A 23,851-nucleotide genomic window follows, 5' to 3' on the forward strand; every position below is an offset into this window, starting at 1 on the left:
CGCTACCAGATCGTCACTCGCTCCTCCGGGGCGAACCCGTCTTCCACGTCGAACGCCTCGTAGAACTCGTCGATGTTCTTGGGGATGACGCTGCAGCGGAACTCGGAGGGGGAGTGCGGGTCAATGGCCAGGAGCTGCGCCGCCATCTGCGGGCGCGTCTTCTGGCGCCAGGACATCGCCCATGAGCGGAAGAAGCTCTTCAGGTCGATGTCCTCATTGTTGTCGGCGGCCCACTTCTTGTACGCCACGAGCGCAATGCCGAGGCCACCGAGGTCGCCGATGTTCTCGCCGAGGGTGAGCTCACCGTTGACGCCCGGGGTCTCCGTGCCCCCCAAAGCGATCGGCACGAGCCCCTGGAACTGGCCAACGAGCTTGGCCGTCAGCTCCTCAAACGCGGCGCGGTCCTCGTCGGTCCACCACACGTTGAGGTTGCCGTGGCCGTCGTAACGCGAGCCCTGGTCGTCGAAGCCATGACCGATCTCGTGACCGATGACCGCACCAATTCCCCCAAAATTCTCAGCCGGGGTGTGAGAAGGGGAGTAGAACGGCGCCTGCAAAATCGCGCCGGGGAAGGTGATGTCGTTGACGGTCGGGTTGTAGCAGGCGTTGACGGTCTGCGGCGTCATGACCCACTCGCCGCGATCGTACGGCTTGCCCAGCTTGGACAGGTGGTAGTTGTGGGAGTTGAGGGCGAGCGCGCGGGCGTTGCCCAGCACGTCGTCTTCCTGCAAAGAAACATCGTATTCACGCCACGTGTCGGGGTAGCCGATCTTCGCCGTAAACTGCTCCAGCTTGGTCAAAGCTTTCTCCCGCGTAGCCGACGTCATCCATGGCAGGCCCGAGATGCGCTCCCGGTAGGCGGCGAGCAGGTAGTCGACGAGTTCGAGCATGTCCTTCTTGCTGGACTCCGGGAAGTACCGGGCGGCGTACAGTTTGCCCAGTTCGAAGCCGAGCCCCGATTCGACGAACCCGAGGGCGCGCTGCCACCTGTCGCGCTGCTTCTCCGAGCCGGCGAGGACGCGACCGTAGAAGTCGAAGTTTGCGGCCGACAGCTCGTCGGAAAGCATTCCAGCGCACGAGGAGATGATGTGCCAGACGGCCCACGCGTGCCACTTCGCCTCCGGAAGCTCCGAAAAAGCCTCTTCGAGGTGGGTGAGGTAGCTCGGCTGGCAGGCGATGACCGTCTGGTCCTCAAGCCCCATGGTGCGCAGCATCTGCTGCACGTTGGTGCCCAACGACGACAGCTCCACCGGGTTGAACGTCTTCACCGCATCGCGGCAGGCAACGTTGTCCCAGTGCCCGCGGGCGAGGTAGTGCTCAACCTCAAGCACATCGGTGGCCGACTCGCTGCGCCCCGCCAACCCCAGCATCCGCTCCACGTGCTTCTCGTACGCGGACAGCGTCGCAGCGTGTTCCGGCGCGTGGTAGTACGCCTCGTCGGGAAGCCCGAGTCCCGCCTGGACGATGTAGGCGACGGCCATGTCACTGTCGGCCGACTTCTCCACGAAAAACGACGCGGGTGCCGTGATCCCGATTGTGTCCAGCTCGCCGAGAGCCTCCGGCAGCGGCTTGTCCAAGAGGTCGAACGGCAGGTCATCAACCGATCCGCGGTGGTTCATAAACGAGCGGTAGGCGGTGCCCACCAGCCCGTCGTCGCCCTCCGCGAGCTCCTTACACTGCTTCAGGGAGTCGAGCCGCAGCTCCTGGAACGTGCCCCACGACGCGTACTCGGCGGGGATGTCCGTCTCGCGGTACCAATCCCCGTTGACAATCTCGAATAAGTCCTTCACGTGATTTTCTCCTACAATCGGGTGGCGTGCAATACAAGTTACAACCTACCGTAGGTGTCTTCGGCATCGTGGCGGCATTGGTGTACCTCTTCGCCCCCGCGTTACTCCCGAAACTTTTCGACGAACCGTACCGCGAGCCTGTCACCATCGGCGATGATATCGCCCTGCCCGACAGCCCCTCGTGCGAACTCGACTTCGGCACGGGCCTGCTCACCGGGTACAAGTGCGGCCCCGACTTCGTCCGCTCCGAGGAAATCGGAGAGGTCAAAGACCCGAAGCTCGCCGCCCGCCGCATGTGGGAAGCAGAAATGTTGCTCCCCACCGAGGCGGAACCCGTCACGGAAGGTAACGTAACCATGCTTCGCGACGGCGACACCGCCGTCCTCCTCGCCCCCACCGGCGACAAAGACGGCGTCTACACCGTCGCCATCGCCTCCGGCATTCTTATCGACCCCACCCTCAACGCCCTCCAGGCGGTGAACGTATAAATGAAACTCCTCTTCAGAATCGGTCTCGTGCTCTCGGTCGGTGGCATCCTCATCAACCTCGCCAACCTCATCGTCGCGCCGGGCGCCGGCCTCATTTCGCTCGTGTTTTGCTGCGGGTGGATGGCGTTGTTCACGTGGTTGATCGCCACCTCCCGGCTGTGGCCGGTGGGGCTGGAGAAAAAATGGGTTGCCGCAGCCCTCGCCTGGGGCGGGGGTACATCCCTGTTGCTGGTGATGGCCGGCAGTGGCGGCTACATGGAGGCCACGCGCCTGGCCGGCAGTGAGCTGACCATGGCCTCCTTCGCCGGCGCGCTTCCCGAGGAGGTGGCCAAGGGCCTCGGCGCGTTCTTCATCATCTATCTCTGCCCGCGCGTCACCCGCCCCTACCATGCCCTCGCTATCGGACTCCTCGTCGGTCTCGGCTTCGAGTCGGTGGAAAACTTCGGCTACGGCACCGTCGGTGCCCTCTACCACCCGTCCTCGGACATGCTCGGCATGCTCGAAATGTGGGGCATGCGCACGGTCGCCGGCCCCGGCCTCCACATGGTCTTCACCGGGATCCTCGCCTATGGCCTCGGCCTGTGGCTCTTCACCTCCCACACCTGGCGCGTCGCCGTCGCTTCTTGGGGCTTGTCGACGCTCTTCCACTTCTGGTGGAACCTTCAACCCTCCTCCGAGCCCGTCCAAATCGCCTCTATCATCGCCTGCGCAGTTGTCATGTACGCCGTCTTCATCGCGGTAGTAGTCCATGCGGTGCGCGCCGCGCGTGCCGACACCTCCCTCTTCGACACGCCCACCCTCCTGTTACACGTGTGACTCATGTGACTAATGTGGTAACATTCGCCCCATGAAGCGAGTTATTGCACTGGTCACCGTTTTAGCAACTGCTGTACCAACGGCGGGGGCGGTTCCTCTCCTCTCCTCCGGCATCGACATCGCCGGCCACCAACACCCGGGCGGCTCCGCCATCGACTGGCACCAGGTAGCCAACTCCTCCCAGGATTTTGCGTTTATTAAGGCGACGGAGGGCGTGGGCTTCACCAATACCCACTTCCCGGCTGATGTTAAAGATGCCCGTGGGGCAGGATTGCACGTCGGCGCCTACCACTACGCCCGCCCCGGCACCGACGCCAAGGCCCAGGCCGCCTACTTCGCCGAGACGATCAAGCAGGCCGACGCCACCCTCCCCCCGGTTCTCGACCTCGAGGAGACCGACGGCCTCGGTGTAACGGCTCTGCAGAATTGGACGCGCGACTTCCTTTCTGAAACGCAGCGCCTGACGGGCAAGACACCGATGATTTACACCTACCGCTATTTCTGGGCAGAGCAGATGGGCAATACGAAGGAGTTCTCGCAGTATCCGCTGTGGTTGGCTGCGTGGCAAAACACTCCCCCGGCTGAGGTTCCTGGTGGCTGGAGTTACATGACGTTCTGGCAGCGCTCGGCTCACGGTCGGGTCTCTGGCATCCTCAGCGAGGTTGATCTCAACCTTTTCAACGGCACTCGCGACCAGTTGGACGCCTTCGCCGCCGGCCACGCGCTCGGCATCGGGAATCTCCTCCAGCCCACGGACAACTTCGGTGGTCCGGACTTCGGCGGCCCCTCCCAGCCCCTCGCGCACGCCATCCTCGGCATTGCGGAGGGCAATGTCCTTGCTTCTGCTGAGCTTGTCGACGCCGCCACGAAGGCTGGTATCGACCTTCCTAAGGCCTTCAGCTTGGCTCGTGTCCTGGTCGAGCTGGGTGCACAGAACAAGCTCCCCGTCGAGGACTTGAAGACGATGGCCGCCAGCGGCAAGTACTCCCTCGGCGATCTCCTCATCCTTTTGGATAATTCTTCCCGGTAGGGAACCAAGTGGCGTGTGTGTCACGTCTAATGGGTATGACACCACACGAGTTCCTTGCCACGCGCTCCTCGGGGATAGCTATCCTCGAGGGGTTTAGTGGGCTGCGTAAGCACGAAATTGAGGAACTCGCGCTCGCCGCAGACTGCCTCCCCAAAGACATCCGCCCCCTTGTTACCTGCGCCAACGCCTGGGCTAAAGCCCCGGCCGAGCAGCGTAAGAAGGCGGCGGATTTTTCGTTGACGCGTTTGAGTATCATTTCGCGCGCCTGTAATTCCCTCAATGCCACCAACCGGGAGGAGATGGATACCGTACGCGGGCAGTTGATCGAAGCGTCGACAAGCATGACCTGCGACGAACTCCAGAGCTTTGCGACGACCATAGTCAAGGAACTCAACAAAGACACCTTCAGCACCAACCGGGGGGTGTTTGTGTCCAAGAAAGCCGACGCCCAGGGCAACAAGCAACTCATCCTCCGCGACAGCGAGGATGTCATCAACCGCATCAACGCACGCCTGGCCGAGCTCGCCCCCAAAACCATGGACCTGTGCCGCGGCAAGGGCAAAGCCTTCGCCGATCTCGCTTTCTCCGAAGGCGGCGAGCTCAAGCCGACCGAGTACAAGCCGGCGCTCATCCTTGTTCTCGACGATATGTTCTACGCCGGCGAGGAGGCCAAGGTTCAGACCACGACCGGCGAAACGTATGACCTGGACGAGCTCGCCGAACTAGCGCTTGCCGACACCGGCTGGCTCACCATCGTCGACAAGGAAGCCCACGTCATCGGCAACTACGAAATAGAGCGCCGCCGCTTCGCCAACAAAAACCAGCGCGCCGCCAACGAAATCATGCAGATCATCTGCCCCTGGCCCGGCTGCCACGAACTCGTCAGAGACGGCGCAGCCCACCACACGTGGCCCTTTTGCCTCGGCGGAAAAACCGACTCCGACACGCTCACCGGCTGTTGCCACTCCCACAACGCGCAAAACGATGACCGAAGAGATAGGCCCCTCAACGGGCACTTAGAGCGCGACGCTGAGGGGCGAGTTGGCTGGCGGCCACCCGGAGGTGGCCCGCTTGTCTACAACAACCAGCCGGAAAATAAATGGTGCGGCTACAACCTTGTACGAAAGGTCCTACAAATGAGGGCTACTCGTCGGTCGCCATCGGACCCGGATACCACAGACCCGACCGGGTAATCACTTCCGTATCAACCGCGGCGGGCTTCGGCTCCTCACCGCGCGAATTGGTGCGCAACGAGTACTCTTCGATGGAGCCCCAGTCCCGCTGCCAATCGTCCTTCAGGTACCCGGGGATTTCGCGACCCTTGTTGGCGGCCTCCGCAATCCCCATCACGCCACCGCCGTTGTAATCCTGGAACGGCGACAGCGTCACCTTGCCCGGGTGGTCCGGCGAAATGCGGTATTCCGGCACTTCCGCCACACCCGCGTAGTGGTCGAAGGACCGCTGGCACGGGAACTGGAGTGCGACGGCCCAGTCCAAAAGCCCCGGCTTCTCGGAGCCGATGACGTCGTTGAGGGGCGCGAGGGTGGGGACGCGCGGTGGGGTGAAAGCCACCCACTCCTCCCCGCTGAGGTTTGTGTCCACTGCTGTGATTCGCACGGCGTCGGCCTCGGCAGGCAGGCTGTCGAGCGGCACCCTCAGGTTCCTCCACTGGGGGGCGGGTCCGATATCCATCGGTTCCACGCTTCCTAGCTTTTCGACGCTCCCCCCGTTGCGCTTTCCGTATTCCACCAGGAGTTTCTGCCCCGGCTGTTTCACCCCATTGATATCATGGTGCGCAATTTTACCAGCCGCGGAGATGACAAGCAGCGGGTTCTCCGTCTCCGGCAGCTCGTACCACTGCGTCTGCACCCTCGACCCGAACTGGGCCCCATACCGGTGCGAGCCGACGACGGGGACCTTGGTGTAGTCGATGCCGAACGGCAGCCGGATATTGGATCCGTTGGCGCCTTGTTCTTCTCGGGCGCCCTGCGTGCTGGTGCTGGATCCGGCGGAGTCGCCGCTGGCGGTGTCTGCTTCTGCATCACTGGCACCAGCCACGGTTCCGGCTGATCGCGCTGAGGTGTCGACACCGCCACCGACGATGGTTTCGGGGATGTTGTTGGGGCCGAAGCCGACACCGTCGCCGTCGTCAAGCGATTCGGCGAGGGTTCCTTCGATGGGGGTGAGGAACGCGTCGTTGGTGTCGGTTTCGAGCAGCGCGTCCTGTGCGAGGTTGCAGCTGTTTCCGGTCAGTGCGCGCAGGTTGCCGAGCCCGACGGAGTACGCCGGGTATTGCGACACGAACCCTTTGCCCAGGCTGAGGCAGCTGAACACGACGACGAGGGCGCTGAGCACGGCTATCGGCGCGGCGAAGAGTCCGTCGAATTTTGCTAGTCGACGATCCTTTCTGGCACCGTCTCCTCGCACCTCCCGCACTTCGTCGAGGAACCCGCTGATGACTCCCGCCAACAAAACAAGCAGCGCGATGACGAGCATGACGGTGGAGGACTCGATCCCCTTGAACTGAATCGACTTGTCGAACCACGGCACGCCAAACGACGAGATGTACCACCACGCGTTCTGCCCAGCGAGGCAGAAGGCGAGCAGGAACAGGAACCCGCCGATGACAAGCAGCCTGTTCCGCACGGAGCGCAGCGCGATTTGCGAGCAGACGATCGCCGCCAGGGCAGCAAGGGCGGCACCAAGCCCGGCGAAAACACCGAAGTGGTGGGACCACTTGGTGGGCGTGAAGCAGAACGCGAATAAGGTGAGCGCGAACATCATGACGAGCCGGAAGGTCGGTGCCTTGGCCGCGCCGACGACCCCGCCGTGGCGCAGGGTGGAGGCAATCACAAGAGCAACAGCCGCGAACATGAGTAGTACCGCGAACCTACGGGTAAACGACCCGTCCACGTTGTTGCCCATGAGCGTCTCATAGCGCACCCACTCGAGGTACCACGGCAGCGACGGCCCCTTCGCGGAGCGGACGTGCACGGCCTCGGTGACGGTGCGCAGCGTCTGGTCGCCGAACACCGCCATGAGGATGGCGAAGCCGGCGGGCAGGAACGGCACGAGTTGTGCGATGACTCCGAGGTCCCTGCGACGGTGCAGCATGCGGATGAATGCCGGAATCCCGGCGAGCAGCGCGCCGACGGCCATGAGCCCGGTCGGGCCGGCGCCGAGCGCAATTGTCGCAACAATAACAGCCGAGGCGCCGTAGAGGAGCCTGTTCGTCGCAAAGCATTTCTCCACGAGCACCCACGTAAGCAGCGAGAGTGCGGCGATGATCGGCTCGGGGCGGATGCCGTTGTTGTACGGCAGCCAGAAGGAGAGGAAGACGAAGGCGGCGGTCCAGTGCGCAACTCTTCTATCTGCTATCTTCTGCCCCAACCGGGGGAGGACCTCACGCGACAACAGCAGCCACGTCAGCACCGCTGCCATCAGCTGGGGGAGGCGGACCCAGATCGACGACGTGGACACATACGTCATCAAGCCCAGCAGGTCGTAGTAGGGCGCGCCGAAGGGTGATTCGGGGACACCGAACCAGCGGTAGTAGTTGGCCATGTAGTCGGCGGCGTGCGATTGCCGGGCCATGGTGAGGATGAATCCGTCGTCGGAAGTGTTGGCGCCGATGAAGTACCAGAACAGGAGGATGGCGCCGACGATGCCGTCGAGGGGGGTGATGGTTTTCCACCGGGGGGTGTATTCGGGCTGGTGGTTGCCCGCGAGTTGGTCGAATTTCCAGAGGCTGAACAGTGACAGGAGGAGGCAGGCGATGCCGCCCCACATGGCGAGGTATTTGATCAGGCTTGGCGAGGAGGTGAAGCGGGAGTTGATGGTGATGTCGGCGCTAAGGCCAGGTACGTTCGCCTCCCGGTTGAGTTCTGTGTATAGTCCTGTGACTTGCGGTCTGGTGTCTTCGTCAGTCGAGCCCTCGTGGCTGCCGAGGGTGATGGTCGTCCCCTCGGCGTCGCTGACTAGCTTCAGCTCGTCTGTGGGCTGTAGCTTGTCGACGTCCTCCCGGCTCAGTGCGAAGATCACCTTGTCCTTCACCACGGCGTCGAGGCCGTTTTCGCCTAGGCGGATGAAGAGGCCGCGCTGCGTGGCGTCCTTGGAGTCCTGGGGGAGGGTTCCAAGGAGCAGGTTTTGACCGTCGTGAAGCTCATCAAACGCATCAACGGGGATGGTTGCTTCGAGCTTCTCCGGCGCGTAGCTCATGAGCGGCGCGGTGATGGACTGGAGGTCTCCCTGGGGCCAGTGCACAGTCGACTGCGTCTGGTTGACGGGGAGGAATGGCGTCAGGATGAACAGGAGGAAGCCGACGATGCCAGAGGCGATCGCCAGCTTTTTAATCTTGTCGAGGGTCAGCACGGCACATCAGTCTAAGGTCACTACTACGAAGGGGCCAACTTGGGCCACATCCCAGTATGGGGCGGAAAATACTGCGGGGTTGAAAAAGATCCCACGGAAGCGGACGTTGGGGTTGTTGGGGTAGATGTCCTCAGCGAGGTCATACGTCCAGCCGGTGTCCATGTCGTCTGCGTTGCCGCGGAAGATGAAGGCCTGCGGAGGAGCCCAGGGAGATGCGTCGAGGGCATCCTTGAACGCATCGGGGTCTTTGAGTTCATTCCAGGAGGCGTTGGCCCAGTGCTCAATGAGCGTGTTGCGGAGGTCGAACTGGCCGAGGGGGTTGGCGTAGTGGCTCGTCATGGCTTGGAACCCGCGGTAGGGGTAGTAGGCGAGGAAGGTTCGTTCATCAGTAAGCACAACAGTATCAGCCGGGGAGGTGGTGTGCGTCCGCAACTCCGCGTCGATAGCCTCGTAGAACGTCGCAGACCCGGGCGCGAACCTATCGGCGCGCCTGCCTTCGCCGTCGGTGTCGGTGTGCGCGCGGTCGATGGCGTTGGTGTTGCGGGCGGGGATTTCCTGGGCGTAGTAGATTCCGGCGAGCGCAATCACAATAGCAACAGCCGCGGTGATGCGGGGCTTCGTCGGCAAGTATGACAGGTGCGCCTGCGCAAGCCCGAGGACACCGAGGGTGGCCAGGCACACGGTGAGGACGGCATCGAGGCGGAAGCCGAGGAGCGTCGTGCCGCCGAGGGAGGCGACCATGGAGGCGATGATCCAGCCGTAGGTGACGATGACGGTGATGCCGAGCGACATGATGTCGGGTTCGAGGATGTTCAGCACCATGTAGATGAGTCCGACCAGGCACAGGAGCCCGATGACGGTGAAGCTGAACATGGGCAGGGGAACTTGGGCACCGGAGTAGGGCAGGTAGTGCTGGCTGGTGGCGCCGGAGCGGGGGCGTCCGGAGAGGACGGCCCACAGGTAGGGGCCCCAGACTGTGAGGGCGATGAGGCCGGAGCAGATGCCGATGAGGATCATCCGCAGGAGGGGCTTGATGGATTGTTCGACGAGTGCGGCGACGATGGCGGAGCCGAGGATGAGGGTGCCGGCGAGGACGGAGGTGTACAGGGTGTACATCGTCGCGGAGATGCCGAGGAAGACGATGATGCCGATGAGTGACCAGAGGTGGCCGCGCAGCGCCCGGCCGGCGAGCACCATGGCGGCGGAGCTGCCGGCGGCGATGATCGCCGCGTAGGGTTCGGCGGCGGAGATAACGAGTACGACGCAGGTGGTGACGAGCGTGATTGCCGTGGCGACGGGCAGGGAGCCGATGAGGCGTTGCCAGACGGGGGTGAGGACGCTCACGGCACCGGCGATGGAGACGAGTGCCCAGGGTTGGAACACTTCCCAGCCGGGTAGTCCGAGGATGTTGGCAACGCGCCCGCCGAGCCAGAACCAGCTGCCGGGGTAGTAGCTCGGCATGTCGATGTAGTTCATGTCCGAGATGTGCCAGCTGTCGGTGAGGCGGGTGAGGAATTGCGTGCGGAATTCCTGGTCACCGGTGATGCCGTCGAGCCAGAGTTTGCTGGTCGAGAGGGGCACGGCGGTGGTGGTACACACAATCCCGGCTGGTGCTAGATAGCACACAAGGTACACAAGTGGCCGAAGTTTCGTCGGGCCGTGGAACCAGCACCACACGGCGGCGGCTGTGGCAAGGCAGACGATGACCGTGCCGGCGGTGGCGACGGCGGTGGTGAGGTTCGAGCTTGTGAAGGCCGGGAGGTTTGTGTGGCGGAGGGTGAACCAGACTAAGAACGTCGCGAGGCCGCCTCCCACGCCCGCTGCAGCGATGGCTGCGAGCGTTGTGGCGAGTGGGAGGCGGTCAGGTGCGTACTCGTTGCCCATCGTTAGAAGGGAAGCTTCCGGAAGATGGGCTTCGGGATGTGGTTCAGCACGAGGGAGACGTACTTGAACGCCGGGTGTACCCACACGGTATCGTCACGCTTGACGACGGCCTCGTGGACCGCTTTTGCTACATCCTCACGGTTGACGGTGAGGGGCGCTTCCTTGACTCCTGCGGACATGCGGGTGCGAACCTGGCCAGGGCGGACGAGGAGGACGTGGACGCCATCCTCGCGCAGTGCCTCACCGAGCTGCTCGTAGAAGCCGTCGAGGCCCGCCTTGGCGGAGCCGTAGACGAAGTTGGAGCGGCGCACCTTCATGCCGGCAACGGAGCTCATCGCCACGATGGTGCCGTGGCCCTGGGCCTTGAACTTCTGGCCCAACAGGACGCCGACGGAGACGGCGGCGGTGTAGTTGGTCTGCACGGCCTCGACGGCCTTGGCCTGGTTCTGCCACTGTTCTTCGTTGTCGCCGAGGATCCCGAAGGCAACGATTGCAACATCGAAATCATGGCCCTCAAATGCCTCGTCAATAACAGCCGGGTGGGAGGCGAAGTCGAGCGCATCGAAGTCGATAACCCGGACGCTGCGCGCACCGGCGGATTCGATCTCTGCCTTAGCCTGCTCGGCGTGGCTGGAGCCGGGGCGGATGGCGAGGGTGACGTGGGCGGGCAGGAATTCCTTGACAATTGCCAGCCCGATCTCGCTGGTGCCTCCTAAGAGGAGGATGTTTTGTGCTTCTCCTACTGCGTTGAGCATGGGTGATTTCTCCTTACTTCAGTTCGAGGCGGCGGGACATGTCGGAGGCGAAGACGCCGTGCGGGTCGAGCTCGTTGCGGAGCTTCAGCCAGCCTTCCAGGCCCGGGTACATCTTGTGGAAGTTCTCGGCGCTGGTGCGGGATTCCTTGGCCAGGTAGAGGCGGCCGCCGAACTCCATGACGCGCTCGTCGAGGTTGTCGAGGAAGGTGCCGAGGCCCTTGCGGATGGGGAAGTCGACGCACACGTTCCAGCCCTTCATCGGGTAGGACAGCGGTGCCTTGTTGCCTTCGCCGAACAGCTTGAACACGTTGAGTGCCGAGTAGTGGCCGGAGGCCTGGATGTCCTTGATGATCTCCTTGAACGGCTCGACGGCCTCGGTGGGCACGACGAACTGGTACTGGAGGAAACCGGCCTTGCCGTAGCCGCGGTTCCACTCACCGATGAGGTCCAGCGGCTGGTAGAACTGCGTCAGGTTCTTGATGTCGTTTGTGGAGTCCTTGCCCATGGCGTAGTACAGCTCGCCGATGGTGTTGAGGGTGAGCTTGTTCATCGTCCACGAGGGGAAGATGTCCGGCACCGTCATCAGCTGCGGGGCGTTGAACTTCAGCGGGTCCTTGGCCAGCTTGGGGGCGAATTCCTCCAGCTGGGCGAGGGTGGCCAGGCTGCCACGGGAAATGGTGGCGCGGCCGAGTTTCGGCTCGGGGTTGATGCAGTCGAACCAGGCGGAGGAGTACGTGTAGTTCGCCTCGGCGCCGTTGGAGTGCTCGGCGATAGTCTCGTCGAGGTTGTTGGTGCGGACCGTGTCGGACAGGAAGTAGGCGGTTTCCGTGCGCGTCATCTGGATGCGGGCGCGGAGGATGATGCCGGTGAGCCCCATGCCGCCGACGGTGGCCCAGAAGATGTCAGAGTCCGGCTCGAGGTGACGGATCTCACCGTCTGCTGTGAGCAATTCCATGCTTACGACGTGGTTGCCGAAGGAACCAGCCGAGTGGTGGTTCTTGCCGTGAATATCGGGTCCGATGGCACCGCCGATGGTCACCTGGCGGGTGCCCGGGAGAACCGGAACCCACAGGCCATAGGGCAGTGCGGCCTTCATTAGCTGGTCAAGGGTGACACCCGCATCCACGTCGACGATGCCGGTGGCGGTGTCGATGGAGTGGATGGTGTTCAGTCCCGTCATGTCGACGACGATGCCACCGGCGTTTTGTGCGGGGTCGCCGTAGGAGCGGCCCATGCCGCGGGCGATGATGCCACGGTGGTCGCCGGCGGCGGAGTGGTCGGCGGCGTCCTTCACGGCGGCGACGATCTCGTCAACGCCGTGTGCGTACAGGACGTTTGCCGTGGTAGGGGCGGTACGTCCCCAGCCGGTGAGGGTACGTGCTTCTGTGGTGTAGGCTCCTTTTCCGCCCGAAGCTGCGGAAGAAGTTGCGCCAGTCTCAGTAGTCATTTCGTTAATAGATTACTCGCTTCACAAATCCATGAGGTCCCGAATTTGCTGAGGCAGCATATCCTGGCTCGTGATCGTGGGACCCTCGTATTCTTTCAGAATCTTTTCTATTATGGCCCGCTCCTCCGCCGGGTGGAACGGAAGTTCCTGGGCGAACAGCAGCGTCATGTGATCATCGAGCGGCACGTTGGTGCGGGAGGCCGCGATGTGTTCCTTCGTTGTGGGTTCGTCAGAACCCCGCTTCAACAATCTACTCAACCACGTCATAGTGACCCTAAGCCTATACTGAACCCATGAAAACAGACGAAAAGGTCGCACTTGGCGCCACCGTGTTCGCTGTCTACGCGCTTCCCGATTACGTGGAAAACCTCCCGGCCCGGCTGGCCGTCGACGCGGCGCTCGCCACGGCGTGCGCCGTCTACATCGCCCACGATGAGCCACACCCGGTGCCAAAAGACGAGCCAGTGCGGGATCTTCCCAGCTACGCACTGCCGGCAGCGGTGGCGGCGCTGGCGGCCACCGCCTGGTTGGATCATGTCACCCGCCACTGGTTGGCGGACAAGCTGCCGGTGAAATGCCCGCATACGGTCATCGGGGCCGCAGCGGGGCTTATCGTGGGGCTTGTCGCATGACGATCTGTATCGTCGACAAGTCGGCGGATCACGAAGTGGTCTGGCAGCTAGACGGGGCGCAGCTCGTCTCGGCGTGGGTGGATGCTCCAAGCCATGTGAAAACGGGCTCCTTCCTCATGGATACGCGGGATTGGCGCGCCGATGAGCTGGCAAAAAACGTCGGCACGAAGGCGAAGGATCCGCAGGAGTTTGCTGCGGTCTACACCGGCGATCCGGTGGGGAAAAACTGCTGGTGCCACGCCAAGGTGGTGCAGGATATCGCGGCTTTCTGGGAGGAGAAGGAGGCCCGCCGGATCCGCACGAAGAAGGGCCGCGAGGAACACGGCGATAAACCGAGACCTCTCCCACTGTATAAATAAATGTCGCTATACTGCCCTGCGTGGATTCTCTAGGCAAGCAGGGCTACCGGTTTATCGTCTCCGGGTGCATTTCTGCAGTATTCGATATCGGCCTGACCTACCTGTTCCAATTCGGTTTCGGGTGGGCGCCGTTCTACGCGCGCACCATCGGTTTCATCGTCGGCACGCTGGTGGCGTACATGATCAACCGCCGCTGGACGTTCGGGATGGGCGCGTCCACCAAGCGGTTCATGCAGGTGTGGCTGCTGTATGGGATGAGCTACTTCCTCAACACCCTGATCTACGATTACGGGTTCCACTTCCTGGATAACTTCGTCAACCAGTACGTGGCGGCCACGGCGGCGTTCGTCGTCGCGCAGGGGGTCGCCACGGTCATCAACTTCTTTGTGCAGCGCTGGTTCATTTTTAACAAGAACCGCAACGGCAATTCCTAAGCCCTAGGGTCGTTCGAACTTTTCCTGGCGCCCGAGCCGGTGGAGCCGCAACCATTCGCGGAAACCGGCCGGGTCTTTTTCTTGCACGAGGAAGAACCAGGCGAAGCGGGCGTATTCCTGCGGCAACAGCTTGCGCATCCCCGGCTGATTCATGAGGTAACCCCTGTTGCGGTAGGTGAAGAAGCGCTTGAAGTCGCTGTCGGGGTATTGCGTGTGCATCCGCCCGCCGAGGATCGGTTTGAACTCGTCGCTGCCATCGGGGTGCAGGTAGGCGGTGTCGAGGCAGGTGCCAAATTTCATCCCACTGCGCACGAGTCGCCGGTGGTATTCCACCTCGTCGCCGCGGATGAACAGGCGGTAGTCGGGCACGCCGATGGCTTCCATCGCGTGCGCGGTGATGAGGGCACCGTTGAAGAGGCTGGCGATGCCGGGCAGGAAACCTCGCCCCAGTTCGGAGCGCTTGCGCCGCCAGGTGAGCCCGCGTCGCAGAGGGAACGCGAGCTTCTCGGGCTCGTTGAGGTTCAGCACGACGGGGGAGACCTCGTCCAGCCCCCGCTCGTCCATGCATGTCACGAGCGTTTCCAAAACGGAAGAGTCTTCCGGCCGCCCATCGTCGTCGGCGCACCACACGGCATCGGCACCCAGCGCCAGCGCCGTCAGGAACCCGTACGCGAACCCGCCGCCCCCGCCGAGGTTCGTCTTACTCGGGCAGTACACGGCCCGCGCCCCAGCTACTTCTTTTACGAGCTTTTCGACGTCCTCCTGGTCGCCGTTGTCCACAACGATCACCCACCGCACGGGGTAACTCTGGTTGCAGACCACCTCGAGCGAGTTGCGGAGCAGTTCGACGCGGTTGTGCGTGACGATGACGGCAGCGATATCCATGGACACCATCTTATTCAGCGCCGCCTGCACCCAGGGGTGAGGCGACAGTTTCCGTGTCGCGCCTGGTGGCTGCTTTTCGTCGACGGTCCTGCGGATCGCGGGGTAAAGCGAAGGGTCATTGCGGTTGGGAAAACCGGCCTGGCAGTAGTCGGTGACCCCGAGGGCCCACATGCGGCGGGAGAAGCGAGCAAACAGTTCGTCGCCCTCCTGCCGCGAGGACGAAGCGTCGAAAAGCACAAGAACGGTGTCGCCGGGAGAAGCGGCGACCTCCTCGTCGAGGTGGGCGAGAACATGAAACATGGGTTACTCGTCCATGTTCTTCAGGAGACGACGCACGTGGTCGGCGGCCTCCTTGCCCTCGTAGGATTCGACGATGTCCGGAACCGTCCCAGCTTTCCGGATCTGGCCGTGGTCCACCCACAGGGCGGTGGTGCACAGCTGTGCCAAGAAGTCGTTGGAGTGCGAGGCAAAGACGAGGATGCCGGAGCGTTTAACCAGCTCCGAGAGGCGGGCGCGGGCCTTGGCCATAAACGCCGCGTCGACGGCACCGATGCCCTCGTCGAGAAGCAAAATCTCCGGCTCGATGGAGGTGACCACACCGAGGGCGAGTCGGATGCGCATACCGGAGGAGTAGGTGCGCAGCGGCATGTTGAGGTAGTCGCCCAGCTCGGTGAACTCGGCGATCTCATCCATCTTCTTCTTCATTTGACGGCGCGACTGCCCGAGGAACAGCCCACGGATGATGATGTTCTCGTAGCCGGAGATCTCCGGATCCATGCCCACGCCGAGGTCGAACACGGGGGCCACCCGGCCGCGCACGTCCGCCGCGCCACGGGTGGGCTCATAGATGCCGCTGAGCAGGCGCAACAGGGTGGACTTGCCGGCGCCGTTGTGGCCGACGAGTCCCACGCGGTCGCCCTCCCGCAGGTGTAGGTTGATGTCTTTCAGCGCCTCGACGACGATGACATTGTCGGCGGTCTTGCCGATGACACCACCGGCGGCGCCGAGGAACGCCTTCTTCATGGAGCGGGACTTGGCGTCAAAAATGGGGAAGTCGACGCACGCGTTATACGTATCGATAGAAACCATGGAAACTCCTTACACCCAGTAGCTGACGCGGAAGCGCCATTTTTTCATCGCCATGAGGGCCAGGCCAACACCGATGACGGTGCAAGCCAGGACCACCCACCAGTTGTACGCGTGGATCGGGGCACCGATGAGCGGTGCGCGGACGACCTCCATGTAGTGGTACAGCGGGTTCAGAAGCGCCAGCTTCGCGCGCCCTGCGACCTCCGGGCCCTGCTCGGTGAGGGTATCAGTCATCCACACGATGGGGGTGACATAGAACAGCAGCTGCGTCAGCGCCTCCAGCAGTGGGGAGAAATCGCGGTAGCGCGTGGCGACGATGCCGAAGAACATGGCCACCCACGCGCCGTTGACAATGAGCAGCGCCAGCGCCGGGAAGATGAGGAGAATGTCCCACCCCAGCGGCCGTGGGAAGATAAGCATGAGGATCGCCCAGATGACGAGGTTGTGCCCCAGGAACAGGAGCTGCTTCCACACCAGCCGGTACACGTGGACACTCAGTGCGCTCGGCAGCTGCTTGATGAGGCCCTCGTTATCGATGAAGATATCCGAGCCCTCCTTGATGCAGCCGGAGATGAAGTTCCACATGATGAGGCCCACCGTCACGTGCGGCAGGAACGTCTCCAGGGGAATCTTGAACAGCAGTGAGTACAACAGTCCCAGCGCCAGGGCCATGACGCCGGTGGCGATGGTGATCCACAGGGGGCCGAGGACACTGCGGCGGTACCGCTGCTTGATGTCCTGCCAGCCCAGCTGCAGCCACAGCTCGTACTGTTTCAGTCCGCGGACGAGGTCCGCCCACGCGGCGCTCAACGTCCGCGACTTGCTCGGCGGAATGTCTCGCACCTCGGTGGCGGTAATCCGCGCGAGGTCCTTACCAGAGTTGTCAGTGTGCACGCAGTCTAGCTTAAACGGTGTGAAGTAGGATGATGGAGAGCAGGTTCAAAGAAAGGGGATACGCAGCATGTACGATGCCGCACGGGTGAGAGGTCTCTACACCTCTCTCGGCGAGGGCTGGATCTACCTCAATGCGGGGGAATGCCCCCAGATCCCGGAGAAGGTCGCCTCCGGCGTCGCCACGTCATTCCGCACGGCACCCCTGGTCGTTGCCCCCGAGCCGGGTTCCCGGCACTCCTCCAACACCCATTTCGGGTCCACCCACATGGCCTCGGCCACCCGCGCCGTCGCCGACCTCTTCTCCGTCCGCAGTGACCACGTCGTCCTCGGCCCCTCCAGCTTCGTCCTCGCCCGCGCGCTGGCCCACTCCATGTCCGGCCGGCTGGCCCGCTCGGGTGTCGTCGGGGCCCGCGATCACGCCCTCAACTCGGCCTTTTCTCGCTACAACCTGACCATTGCGGAGCCCGACCTCGGCACGGGGGAGATCCCCTCCTGGCAGTACCGCAGTCTTATCGACGGTTCCACGCGCCTCGTCATCGTCCCCGGCGCCCAACCCTACGTCGGCACCGCCACCCCGGTGGAGGAAATTGCCGACATCACCCACTCCTCCTCCCGCGCGTGGGTGCTTCTCGACGCTACGGCGCTCGCCCCTTACCGCCTCATCGACATCGACTCCTACGGTGTGGACATCGTCCTCGTCGACCTCGCTGCCCTCGGTGGCCCCCAACTGTCGGCGCTCGTATTCCGCGACACCTCGATGTTCCCCCGCTTCGATCACCCCCTCGAGGTCGGCCAGCTTTCCAGTGGCCTCCTCGGTGGTGTCGCCCCGCTTATCGACCACTACGCTGGCCTCGTCGAAGATGTTGAGGGCCAGCGCTCCCGTCGCCTCCGCGAATCCATGGCCAGCCTCGACGTCTACCTCTCGGGCTTGCTCCGCCACGCCATCGAGTCGCTGCGGGGCTTGAGCGGCGTGCACCTCGTGGGCATCACCGGCGAGGCTGCCGGCTACGGCATGGCCGCCATCGACCGCATCCCGCGGCTTACCTTCGTGGTCCGTGGCATCGACGCCGCGACGGTGCAGCAGCGCCTCTTCTCGAACTCCCTGGTCACCTCCCTGGCCCCCCAGGACCCCCTGTTGGCAAACATGGGTGTTTTTGAGGCTGGTGGTGCGCTCTCCATCGGCCTCGCCCCGTTCAACACCTACGCCGACATCGACCACCTCACCCGCGTGCTCGCATCGCTGGGGTAGGGGGCCGGTGACAGGGAACGGCTGCGAAACTACGTTGCCGATGCCGGTTTTTGGTGTCGTTAGCATCTCCGATCTGAGGACCGCACAGCCCCGCAAAAGTGCTCTTGGGTCCTGGGGGAATTGTTATTGCCTGACGTAGGTCACGTGTGGATGATGAGGATCACCCTTGAGGCAGATCAAAGAAATCCCCATTGCTATCTCAACTGTTTTCGTCCGCGCTGATCGATCGTTCGACAGCTAGTGCGCACCATCGCACTATAGTGAGCCAACTCAGGAAGCCTAAGGCAAGCCCGCCGGTCGAGGTCTATGTAAGGATCCGGGAAAAATCGGGCTTTCTACAGAAGTCCCCCTGCCTTTTTCCCAGTTCGCAAAACCTTAAGAGGATAGCGTGCCCGGAAAATCCGGTCCTATTGCAATAAGGCGAGGATCGGGCGAGCGAGACCCGACTACACCCTCCACCCACCACGTACGCACTAAAATGACCTAAGTCGGGACTCTTCCCCTTGGCTTGCTCTCCGACGCTGGCAGAATTTCCCTCCCACCCAGAATAGGATCAAAAGAGTTATGAACGAACAGTCACCAGAGCTTCCCTATACCTCCGAAATAGAGTATGAGATCCTGTACGCGCTCAGAAACCAGACGATCTTCGGTAGCTCGCGAATGAAGGTAAAGACGCTCGCGAAGAGGATTAACGCCGACCCTGACGATGTGATCGGGGCCTCCGAAAACCTGCAGAAGCGCGGTATCGTCACCATGAGCTATGACAGCAAGCGTCATCGGTGGAACGTGGAGTTTACGCAAAGTGGCCTTCAACAGTTCGTTAGAGCGGAAGCAATCAAGTTCTCAACTCAAGCCCGGAAAATTCAGTCACGCCATTCGGAAACGTAACCTGTTCCCTCATTTTCAATAGCTCGACCCGAATCAGGCTTTCAGTACGCCCAGTTGGTACGGGTAGAACGTGAATTTTTCCGGAGCTTTCACGTGGACGCCTGAAAACCCCTGGGTTGTAACGCCGCGAAAACCTGGACGGAGAGGGCCTCGAAAAAGGGGAACCTTCGGTAAAATTTTCCAGGTTTCTAAACTCCGAACAAAGCAAGCGGGATACACGCGATGCTATCTTCTCGGCGATAAGCCCGATCCCCGGTTGTGATGATGATCATGTCGATGACCTCGTCGGGAAGGCTATCCCGTAGCCATAGGAGATGTTTCCCGTCTTCGGGTGAGGGAGTGTGTGTGAGTTTTACCTCGACGGGAATGATGCCGCCTTCGGCACTTTCAATAACGGCATCGATTTCATGGTCGCCATTGCGTGTGCGGAAATGGCCGACGGTGGTGAAGTTCGCCTCGGCGGCAACGCGGATGCTCAGCACCGCAAGAGCCTCAAACAGGCAGCCAAAGATATGGGCGTTCCGAGGAGCTTGAAGGGACCTTTCGGTCAATCCAAGTAGGTGCAGCGCAAGACCGGGATCGGCAAGGAAATGTGTCGCCTGTTGGGAAACACGTGGGAACGGGGCGGAGGCAAAATTCCAGGCAGGTAATGGGTCGAGAATCCAAATCTCGCTGAGTTTGTCCCGGTATGTCGCAGATGACTTTTTTGATGGCTTGTTGGACTCGCCAGGTGTCGCAGAATCTAGGATTTCTGAATAGCTTGCCTGTGTTGCTGTTGCTGCGGCATAGGCGCGCATCCAGGCGAGGAGTGCTGCCTTATTGCGCGTCGTATAACCCTGGTCGGGTAAATCGCGGTCAAGGATCCGGTCGATGTACGAAGCGATGTGCTGCTTTTGTACGAGCGGGGGAAGATCCCGCAGCCCGGGCAGTCCTGTCGTCGCAATGCTATGCGCGTAGTCGACGGAGGTTTGATCGGTCTGGCCTGTGATGGTGGCGGAACCGGCAAGAATTTCTTTGAGGGAGATGAGATCTTGCCGCGAGTCACGCTCAAAGACGGCCATCGGGCGCATACGCAAAGACAACACGCGTCCAGCGCCACTGTGTGTCGTGGTGCCTGCAATGGGAGTAGCTGAACCAGTAAGTAGGAAGCGGGCTGGATCGCACCCGTCGTCCACCGCCCGACGCACAATGTCCCACACTTCTGGTGCCCGTTGCAACTCGTCGATGAGGATTGAGCCATCAGGAAAGTGGTCGAAAGCGGGATTGGCACGAAGAATGATGCGATCCTGCTCACGGTCTAAGTGCAGCGCTGTTGTCGCACGCTTTTCCGCCGTACTCGTCTTTCCGAAGCCCTTGGGTCCATCGATAGCAATCGCGCCGACATAGGGGAGTAGCTCGTTAAGCTGCAGGTCGAGAGCGCGGGGCAGGAATGTCATGGTTCCTAGGGCACCAAACGCATCAATCCTAGGTACCCAAACGCACGAATCCTAGGGCACCAAACGCATTTTTCCTGCACTGCCGGTCATCCCCGAGCTGGGCGGAGGGGAGGTTACCCCCGGGCACAGCGGTTGGGTGGGGCTGCTAATGTGGGCATAACCAGGCAACGGGGTGCGTCCCGCCACAAGGGGCGCTGAGAAAACACCCGTCGAACCTGATCTAGGTCGTTCTAGCGAAGGGAATTGCAATGGCTCAGTTAGCCTACCCAGAAATCATGCACGCGGTACGGGATCAAGAACCGCTCATCCAATGTCTTACTAACGGTGTTGTCATGGACATCACCGCCAACGTCATCCTCGCCATTGGGGCATCACCTGCCATGTGCGATACGCCAACGGAAGCAGGGGACTTCGCACAGATCGCCTCCGGCGTCCTCATCAACGCGGGAACCCCGACGAACGAGCAGTACGCGGGCATGCGGGCAGCCGTCGCCGGGGCAAACGAGGCGGGAACCCCCTGGGTGCTCGACCCGGTGGCCTGCGGCGGGCTGAAGGAGCGCACCCGTTTCCAGAGATCTCTCATCGCAGACAAGCCACACGCCATCCGCGGCAACGCCTCGGAAATCATTGCGCTTGCCAATCTTGATGAGAACGCCGCCGGAGGCCGCGGCGTTGATTCGGCCGATGCCACGGATGCGGCGATCCCCGCAGCCCGCGTATTGGCTGCGCGCACCGGTGGGGTGGTGGGGATTTCCGGCGCCACCGATATCGTCGTCTCGGAGGGCCGCATTACGCGTATCACCGGCGGGGATCCGCTCATGCAGAAGGTGATCGGCACCGGGTGCTCCCTCGGAGCCGTCGTAGCCGCGTACCTGTCCGTGGGGGCGGACCCGCACAATGCCGTGGTGGCCGCGCACGCCCACCACTCGGCAGCCGGTGCCAAGGCGGCGAAGACCGCGAGCGCGCCGGGCAGCTTCAAGGTGGCGTGGCTCGACGCGCTCTACACCCTCACCGCAGATGAGCTGGAACAATACACAACCTTTGAGGAGGAATCCCTGTAATGGCTACCAACTGGAGTCTTTACCTCGTCACCGACCCGCAACAGGGAGGGGGACCGGAAAACGTAGCACCGATCGTCGACAAGGCAATAAAGGGAGGGGTGAGCGTTGTGCAGCTGCGCGACAAGGATGCAACCGAGGCGGAGTTCCTCGCGCGGGCCATCAAGTTGAAGGAGCTCATGGAGCCCACGGGCGTGCCGCTGTTTGTGGATGATCGCCTTGATGTTGCCTGTGAGCTGGGCCTTAACCTGCACATCGGGCAGAATGACGTGGACTACCTCGAGGCCCGTGAAAAACTGCCGGGGAACCTCATGCTGGGCCTCTCGGTGGGCAACCACCGGGAGCTGGACGAGGTGGAGAGGATGGATCCGGCGCTTCGCCCGGACGTCATCGGCGTGGGGCCTGTCGCAGACACCACCACCAAGAAGGATGCGCCGGCGGGGATCGGTGTGCAGGCGTTTGCTGAGATCGCCACGCGCGCCAAAGGCCTCGGCGTGCCGGCCGTGGCGATCGGTGGGGTGAATCTCACCAACGCGAGTGAGCTCGGTGGAACAGACGGCGCGGGGATCTGCGTGGTCTCCGCCATCATGAAAGCAGCGGACCCGGAGGAAGCAGCCCGCGAGCTGCGAGCGGCCTTTGAGAATGGGAGGAAGTAGTGCTGCCCCGAGTCCTTACCATCGCCGGCACCGATCCGACCGGTGGCGCCGGCCTCCAGGCCGATATCAAGTCCATTAACGAGGCCGGAGGTTTCCCGCTCTCGGTGACAACGGCGCTCGTTGCGCAGAACACGTGCGGTGTCCGTGAGGTTCACACCCCGCCGGTCGAGTTCCTCCGCGCGCAGCTTGATGCCGTTTTCGACGATGTCCAGGTCGATGCCGTCAAGATCGGTATGCTCGGCTCGGCGGAGATCACCCACACCATCACCGAGTACCTCGACGCGCACCCGGTCACGCACCTCGTCGTCGACCCGGTCATGGTCGCTACCAGCGGTGATCGGCTCCTCGACACGGCCGCCGAGGACGCCCTTCGTGATCTGTGCACCCGCGCCACTATCATCACCCCCAACATCGATGAGCTCGCGGTTCTCGCCGGCACGCAGCCCGCGACGACGCACGCGGAAGCCATCGCCCAGGGGCAGGCTCTCGCGCACGATCTTGGCACTGCGGTGCTGGTCAAGGGCGGTCACCTCACGGGTGGGCGCGCCGACAACGTCGTCGTCCACCCCTCCGGCGACACGTTCGCCATCCCCAACGCCCGCATCGACACGAAGAACACGCACGGCACGGGCTGTTCGCTCTCCTCGAGCCTCGCCACGCGCCTGGCTGCAGGTCAGAGCATCGACGATGCCGCGCAGTGGGCAACCCTGTGGCTCACCGCCGCCATCCGCGCCGCCGACGACCTGAACGTCGGCCACGGCCACGGCCCGGTCGACCACGCAGCCTGGAACCGCATGTATCGCCAGGCCGCGGACACGACACCGTGGGAGGCTCCCATAGGTCCCGCGGTCGATCCGCTCGTCGCACCCGCCGGCCCCCACACACACGCCCTCTGGGATCTGGTGTCCCCGCTGGTCACCGCCACCTTAAGTGACGGTTTCCTCACCATGCTTGCCGACGGCTCCCTCCCGCACCGAGCGTTCGCAACCTACCTCCTCCAGGATGCCTACTACCTCGGTGAATACGGCAAGGCTCTCGCCGGTGTGGCAGCGCTTGCCCCCACCCCTGACGACATGATCGCTTGGGCGCGCGATGCGCAAGGCACGATGGAGGAAAAGGCAAAACTCCACGACGCAATCCTCGGCGGAGCCGAGGATGCCACCCAATGCGACCCCTCGTACGTCACCCTGGGTTACACGAGCCTGCTCACCGCAGCGACGACGAAGGGCTACGCCGTGGCCGCCACCGCCGTTCTCCCGTGCTACTGGCTCTACGCTGACATCGCCCTTCGCCTCGGCGAGCAGGACACCCCCGACCACCCCTTCCACCCGTGGCTGTCCGCTTACGCCGACGGCGAGTTTGTCGACTGCACCCGCGCCGCCATCGAGCGCGTGGAGCGCGCCCTCGAGGACGCAGGCCCCGCCGACCGCGAGGAGGCGACGAAGTTCTTCCTCTACGCCTCCTACTGGGAGCGCGAGTTCTTCGGGCAAGGGCTACGCACCCCGTGGTGGGATTATTTGAAGCAAGAATAAAAAAACTCAGAAGAAAGGGAAGGACGCATCCCACCAGCTGATGTTTCAGGAGCGTGGTTCGGGTCCGAATAATCGGCTTCTGAATATGCGCTACCTGGAACTATGTGGGATGAGGGGAAGTGACGAAATTGCCTGGGAGGCTGATACGCAGAAAACTT

22 protein-coding genes and 1 riboswitch are annotated in these 23,851 nt (G+C 62.6%); of the genes, 12 read left to right on the forward strand and 10 right to left on the reverse strand.

The window, feature by feature from the left end; translation table 11 throughout:
• Positions 1 to 2: 2 nt before the first annotated feature.
• A complete protein-coding gene (locus HMPREF3044_RS07935) occupies positions 3 to 1,790 on the reverse strand; it encodes a M13 family metallopeptidase (protein WP_070740644.1) in 1,788 nt (595 codons plus the stop codon).
• 26 nt (positions 1,791 to 1,816) lie between these two features.
• On the opposite strand from HMPREF3044_RS07935, the gene HMPREF3044_RS07940 reads away from it, so the two are divergent.
• The 4 genes from HMPREF3044_RS07940 to HMPREF3044_RS07955 are packed head-to-tail and all read left to right on the forward strand — an operon-like array spanning position 1,817 to position 5,317.
• Positions 1,817 to 2,278 carry a hypothetical protein gene (locus HMPREF3044_RS07940; protein ID WP_070740646.1) on the forward strand — a complete coding sequence of 154 codons (462 nt, stop codon included), beginning with the start codon at positions 1,817 to 1,819 and terminating at the stop codon, positions 2,276 to 2,278.
• Positions 2,279 to 3,094 (forward strand): PrsW family intramembrane metalloprotease, encoded by an 816-nt coding sequence (locus HMPREF3044_RS07945; RefSeq protein ID WP_070740649.1) that lies wholly within the window; start codon positions 2,279 to 2,281, stop codon positions 3,092 to 3,094.
• Positions 3,095 to 3,125: 31 nt separating this feature from the next.
• Positions 3,126 to 4,124 (forward strand): glycoside hydrolase family 25 protein, encoded by a 999-nt coding sequence (locus HMPREF3044_RS07950; protein ID WP_070740652.1) that lies wholly within the window; start codon positions 3,126 to 3,128, stop codon positions 4,122 to 4,124.
• A gap of 35 nt (positions 4,125 to 4,159) precedes the next feature.
• Positions 4,160 to 5,317 carry a hypothetical protein gene (locus tag HMPREF3044_RS07955; RefSeq protein WP_141759658.1) on the forward strand — a complete coding sequence of 386 codons (1,158 nt, stop codon included), beginning with the start codon at positions 4,160 to 4,162 and terminating at the stop codon, positions 5,315 to 5,317.
• Here HMPREF3044_RS07955 and HMPREF3044_RS07960 read toward each other — a convergent pair.
• The 5 genes from HMPREF3044_RS07960 to HMPREF3044_RS07980 are packed head-to-tail and all read right to left on the reverse strand — an operon-like array spanning position 5,268 to position 12,848.
• Positions 5,268 to 8,495, reverse strand: coding sequence for an arabinosyltransferase domain-containing protein (locus HMPREF3044_RS07960; RefSeq protein ID WP_070740656.1), 3,228 nt, complete (start codon positions 8,493 to 8,495; stop codon positions 5,268 to 5,270). The genes HMPREF3044_RS07955 and HMPREF3044_RS07960 overlap by 50 nt on opposite strands.
• A gap of 6 nt (positions 8,496 to 8,501) precedes the next feature.
• Entirely contained in the window at positions 8,502 to 10,379 is a 1,878-nt protein-coding gene (locus tag HMPREF3044_RS07965) for a galactan 5-O-arabinofuranosyltransferase (RefSeq protein WP_070740659.1), read from the reverse strand.
• 2 nt (positions 10,380 to 10,381) lie between these two features.
• Positions 10,382 to 11,134 (reverse strand): decaprenylphospho-beta-D-erythro-pentofuranosid-2-ulose 2-reductase, encoded by a 753-nt coding sequence (locus HMPREF3044_RS07970; protein ID WP_005391025.1) that lies wholly within the window; start codon positions 11,132 to 11,134, stop codon positions 10,382 to 10,384.
• 13 nt (positions 11,135 to 11,147) lie between these two features.
• On the reverse strand, positions 11,148 to 12,581 hold the full coding sequence (locus HMPREF3044_RS07975) for a decaprenylphosphoryl-beta-D-ribose oxidase (RefSeq protein WP_005391023.1): 1,434 nt from the start codon (positions 12,579 to 12,581) through the stop codon (positions 11,148 to 11,150).
• A gap of 21 nt (positions 12,582 to 12,602) precedes the next feature.
• Positions 12,603 to 12,848, reverse strand: a complete 246-nt coding sequence (locus HMPREF3044_RS07980; protein WP_005391021.1) for a hypothetical protein — start codon at positions 12,846 to 12,848, stop codon at positions 12,603 to 12,605.
• A 26-nt stretch (positions 12,849 to 12,874) separates the two neighbouring features.
• Here HMPREF3044_RS07980 and HMPREF3044_RS07985 point away from each other — a divergent pair, with 26 nt between their 5' ends.
• The 3 genes from HMPREF3044_RS07985 to HMPREF3044_RS07995 are packed head-to-tail and all read left to right on the forward strand — an operon-like array spanning position 12,875 to position 14,006.
• On the forward strand, positions 12,875 to 13,213 hold the full coding sequence (locus HMPREF3044_RS07985) for a hypothetical protein (protein ID WP_005391020.1): 339 nt from the start codon (positions 12,875 to 12,877) through the stop codon (positions 13,211 to 13,213).
• Positions 13,210 to 13,572 (forward strand): hypothetical protein, encoded by a 363-nt coding sequence (locus HMPREF3044_RS07990; protein ID WP_005391018.1) that lies wholly within the window; start codon positions 13,210 to 13,212, stop codon positions 13,570 to 13,572. The genes HMPREF3044_RS07985 and HMPREF3044_RS07990 overlap by 4 nt, the downstream gene beginning before the upstream one ends.
• Positions 13,573 to 13,592: 20 nt before the next feature.
• Positions 13,593 to 14,006, forward strand: coding sequence for a GtrA family protein (locus HMPREF3044_RS07995; protein WP_005391016.1), 414 nt, complete (start codon positions 13,593 to 13,595; stop codon positions 14,004 to 14,006).
• Between the two features lie 3 nt (positions 14,007 to 14,009).
• Here the strand turns inward: HMPREF3044_RS07995 and HMPREF3044_RS08000 are convergent, their stop codons facing one another.
• The 3 genes from HMPREF3044_RS08000 to HMPREF3044_RS08010 all read right to left on the reverse strand — a co-directional run bounded on the left by HMPREF3044_RS08000 (position 14,010) and on the right by HMPREF3044_RS08010 (position 16,874).
• A complete protein-coding gene (locus tag HMPREF3044_RS08000; protein WP_141759659.1) occupies positions 14,010 to 14,900 on the reverse strand; it encodes a galactofuranosyltransferase GlfT1 in 891 nt (296 codons plus the stop codon).
• A 294-nt stretch (positions 14,901 to 15,194) separates the two neighbouring features.
• Positions 15,195 to 15,980, reverse strand: coding sequence for a galactan export ABC transporter ATP-binding subunit Wzt/RfbE (locus HMPREF3044_RS08005; RefSeq protein ID WP_005391011.1), 786 nt, complete (start codon positions 15,978 to 15,980; stop codon positions 15,195 to 15,197).
• Positions 15,981 to 15,989: 9 nt separating this feature from the next.
• A complete protein-coding gene (locus HMPREF3044_RS08010; protein WP_005391009.1) occupies positions 15,990 to 16,874 on the reverse strand; it encodes a galactan export ABC transporter permease subunit Wzm/RfbD in 885 nt (294 codons plus the stop codon).
• Positions 16,875 to 16,941: 67 nt separating this feature from the next.
• On the opposite strand from HMPREF3044_RS08010, the gene HMPREF3044_RS08015 reads away from it, so the two are divergent.
• Both HMPREF3044_RS08015 and HMPREF3044_RS08020 read left to right on the forward strand, forming a co-directional pair.
• Positions 16,942 to 18,123 (forward strand): aminotransferase class V-fold PLP-dependent enzyme, encoded by a 1,182-nt coding sequence (locus HMPREF3044_RS08015; RefSeq protein WP_070740665.1) that lies wholly within the window; start codon positions 16,942 to 16,944, stop codon positions 18,121 to 18,123.
• 564 nt (positions 18,124 to 18,687) lie between these two features.
• Positions 18,688 to 19,011: a hypothetical protein gene (locus tag HMPREF3044_RS08020; RefSeq protein WP_070740666.1), complete on the forward strand. Its 324-nt coding sequence runs from the start codon at positions 18,688 to 18,690 to the stop codon at positions 19,009 to 19,011.
• Between the two features lie 188 nt (positions 19,012 to 19,199).
• On the opposite strand, the gene HMPREF3044_RS08025 is transcribed toward HMPREF3044_RS08020, so the two are convergent.
• Positions 19,200 to 20,447, reverse strand: coding sequence for an ATP-binding protein (locus tag HMPREF3044_RS08025; RefSeq protein ID WP_070740669.1), 1,248 nt, complete (start codon positions 20,445 to 20,447; stop codon positions 19,200 to 19,202).
• A 158-nt stretch (positions 20,448 to 20,605) separates the two neighbouring features.
• A riboswitch (TPP riboswitch) is annotated at positions 20,606 to 20,707 on the forward strand.
• Between HMPREF3044_RS08025 and thiM the strand changes: the two genes are divergently transcribed.
• The 3 genes from thiM (at position 20,696) to HMPREF3044_RS08040 (ending at position 23,693) form a co-directional block, all read left to right on the forward strand.
• On the forward strand, positions 20,696 to 21,508 hold the full coding sequence (thiM, locus tag HMPREF3044_RS08030) for a hydroxyethylthiazole kinase (RefSeq protein ID WP_070740672.1): 813 nt from the start codon (positions 20,696 to 20,698) through the stop codon (positions 21,506 to 21,508). Its footprint overlaps the riboswitch before it by 12 nt.
• Complete coding sequence (thiE, locus tag HMPREF3044_RS08035; protein ID WP_070740675.1) at positions 21,508 to 22,161, forward strand: thiamine phosphate synthase; 654 nt, start codon at positions 21,508 to 21,510, stop codon at positions 22,159 to 22,161. Before thiM ends, thiE begins: the two co-directional genes overlap by 1 nt.
• Positions 22,161 to 23,693: a bifunctional hydroxymethylpyrimidine kinase/phosphomethylpyrimidine kinase gene (locus HMPREF3044_RS08040; protein ID WP_070740678.1), complete on the forward strand. Its 1,533-nt coding sequence runs from the start codon at positions 22,161 to 22,163 to the stop codon at positions 23,691 to 23,693. Before thiE ends, HMPREF3044_RS08040 begins: the two co-directional genes overlap by 1 nt.
• The last annotated feature ends 158 nt before the right edge of the window (positions 23,694 to 23,851 follow it).

Origin of the sequence: Corynebacterium sp. HMSC073D01 (genome assembly GCF_001815555.1) — a bacterium.
In the GTDB taxonomy this organism is placed as follows: domain Bacteria; phylum Actinomycetota; class Actinomycetes; order Mycobacteriales; family Mycobacteriaceae; genus Corynebacterium; species Corynebacterium glucuronolyticum.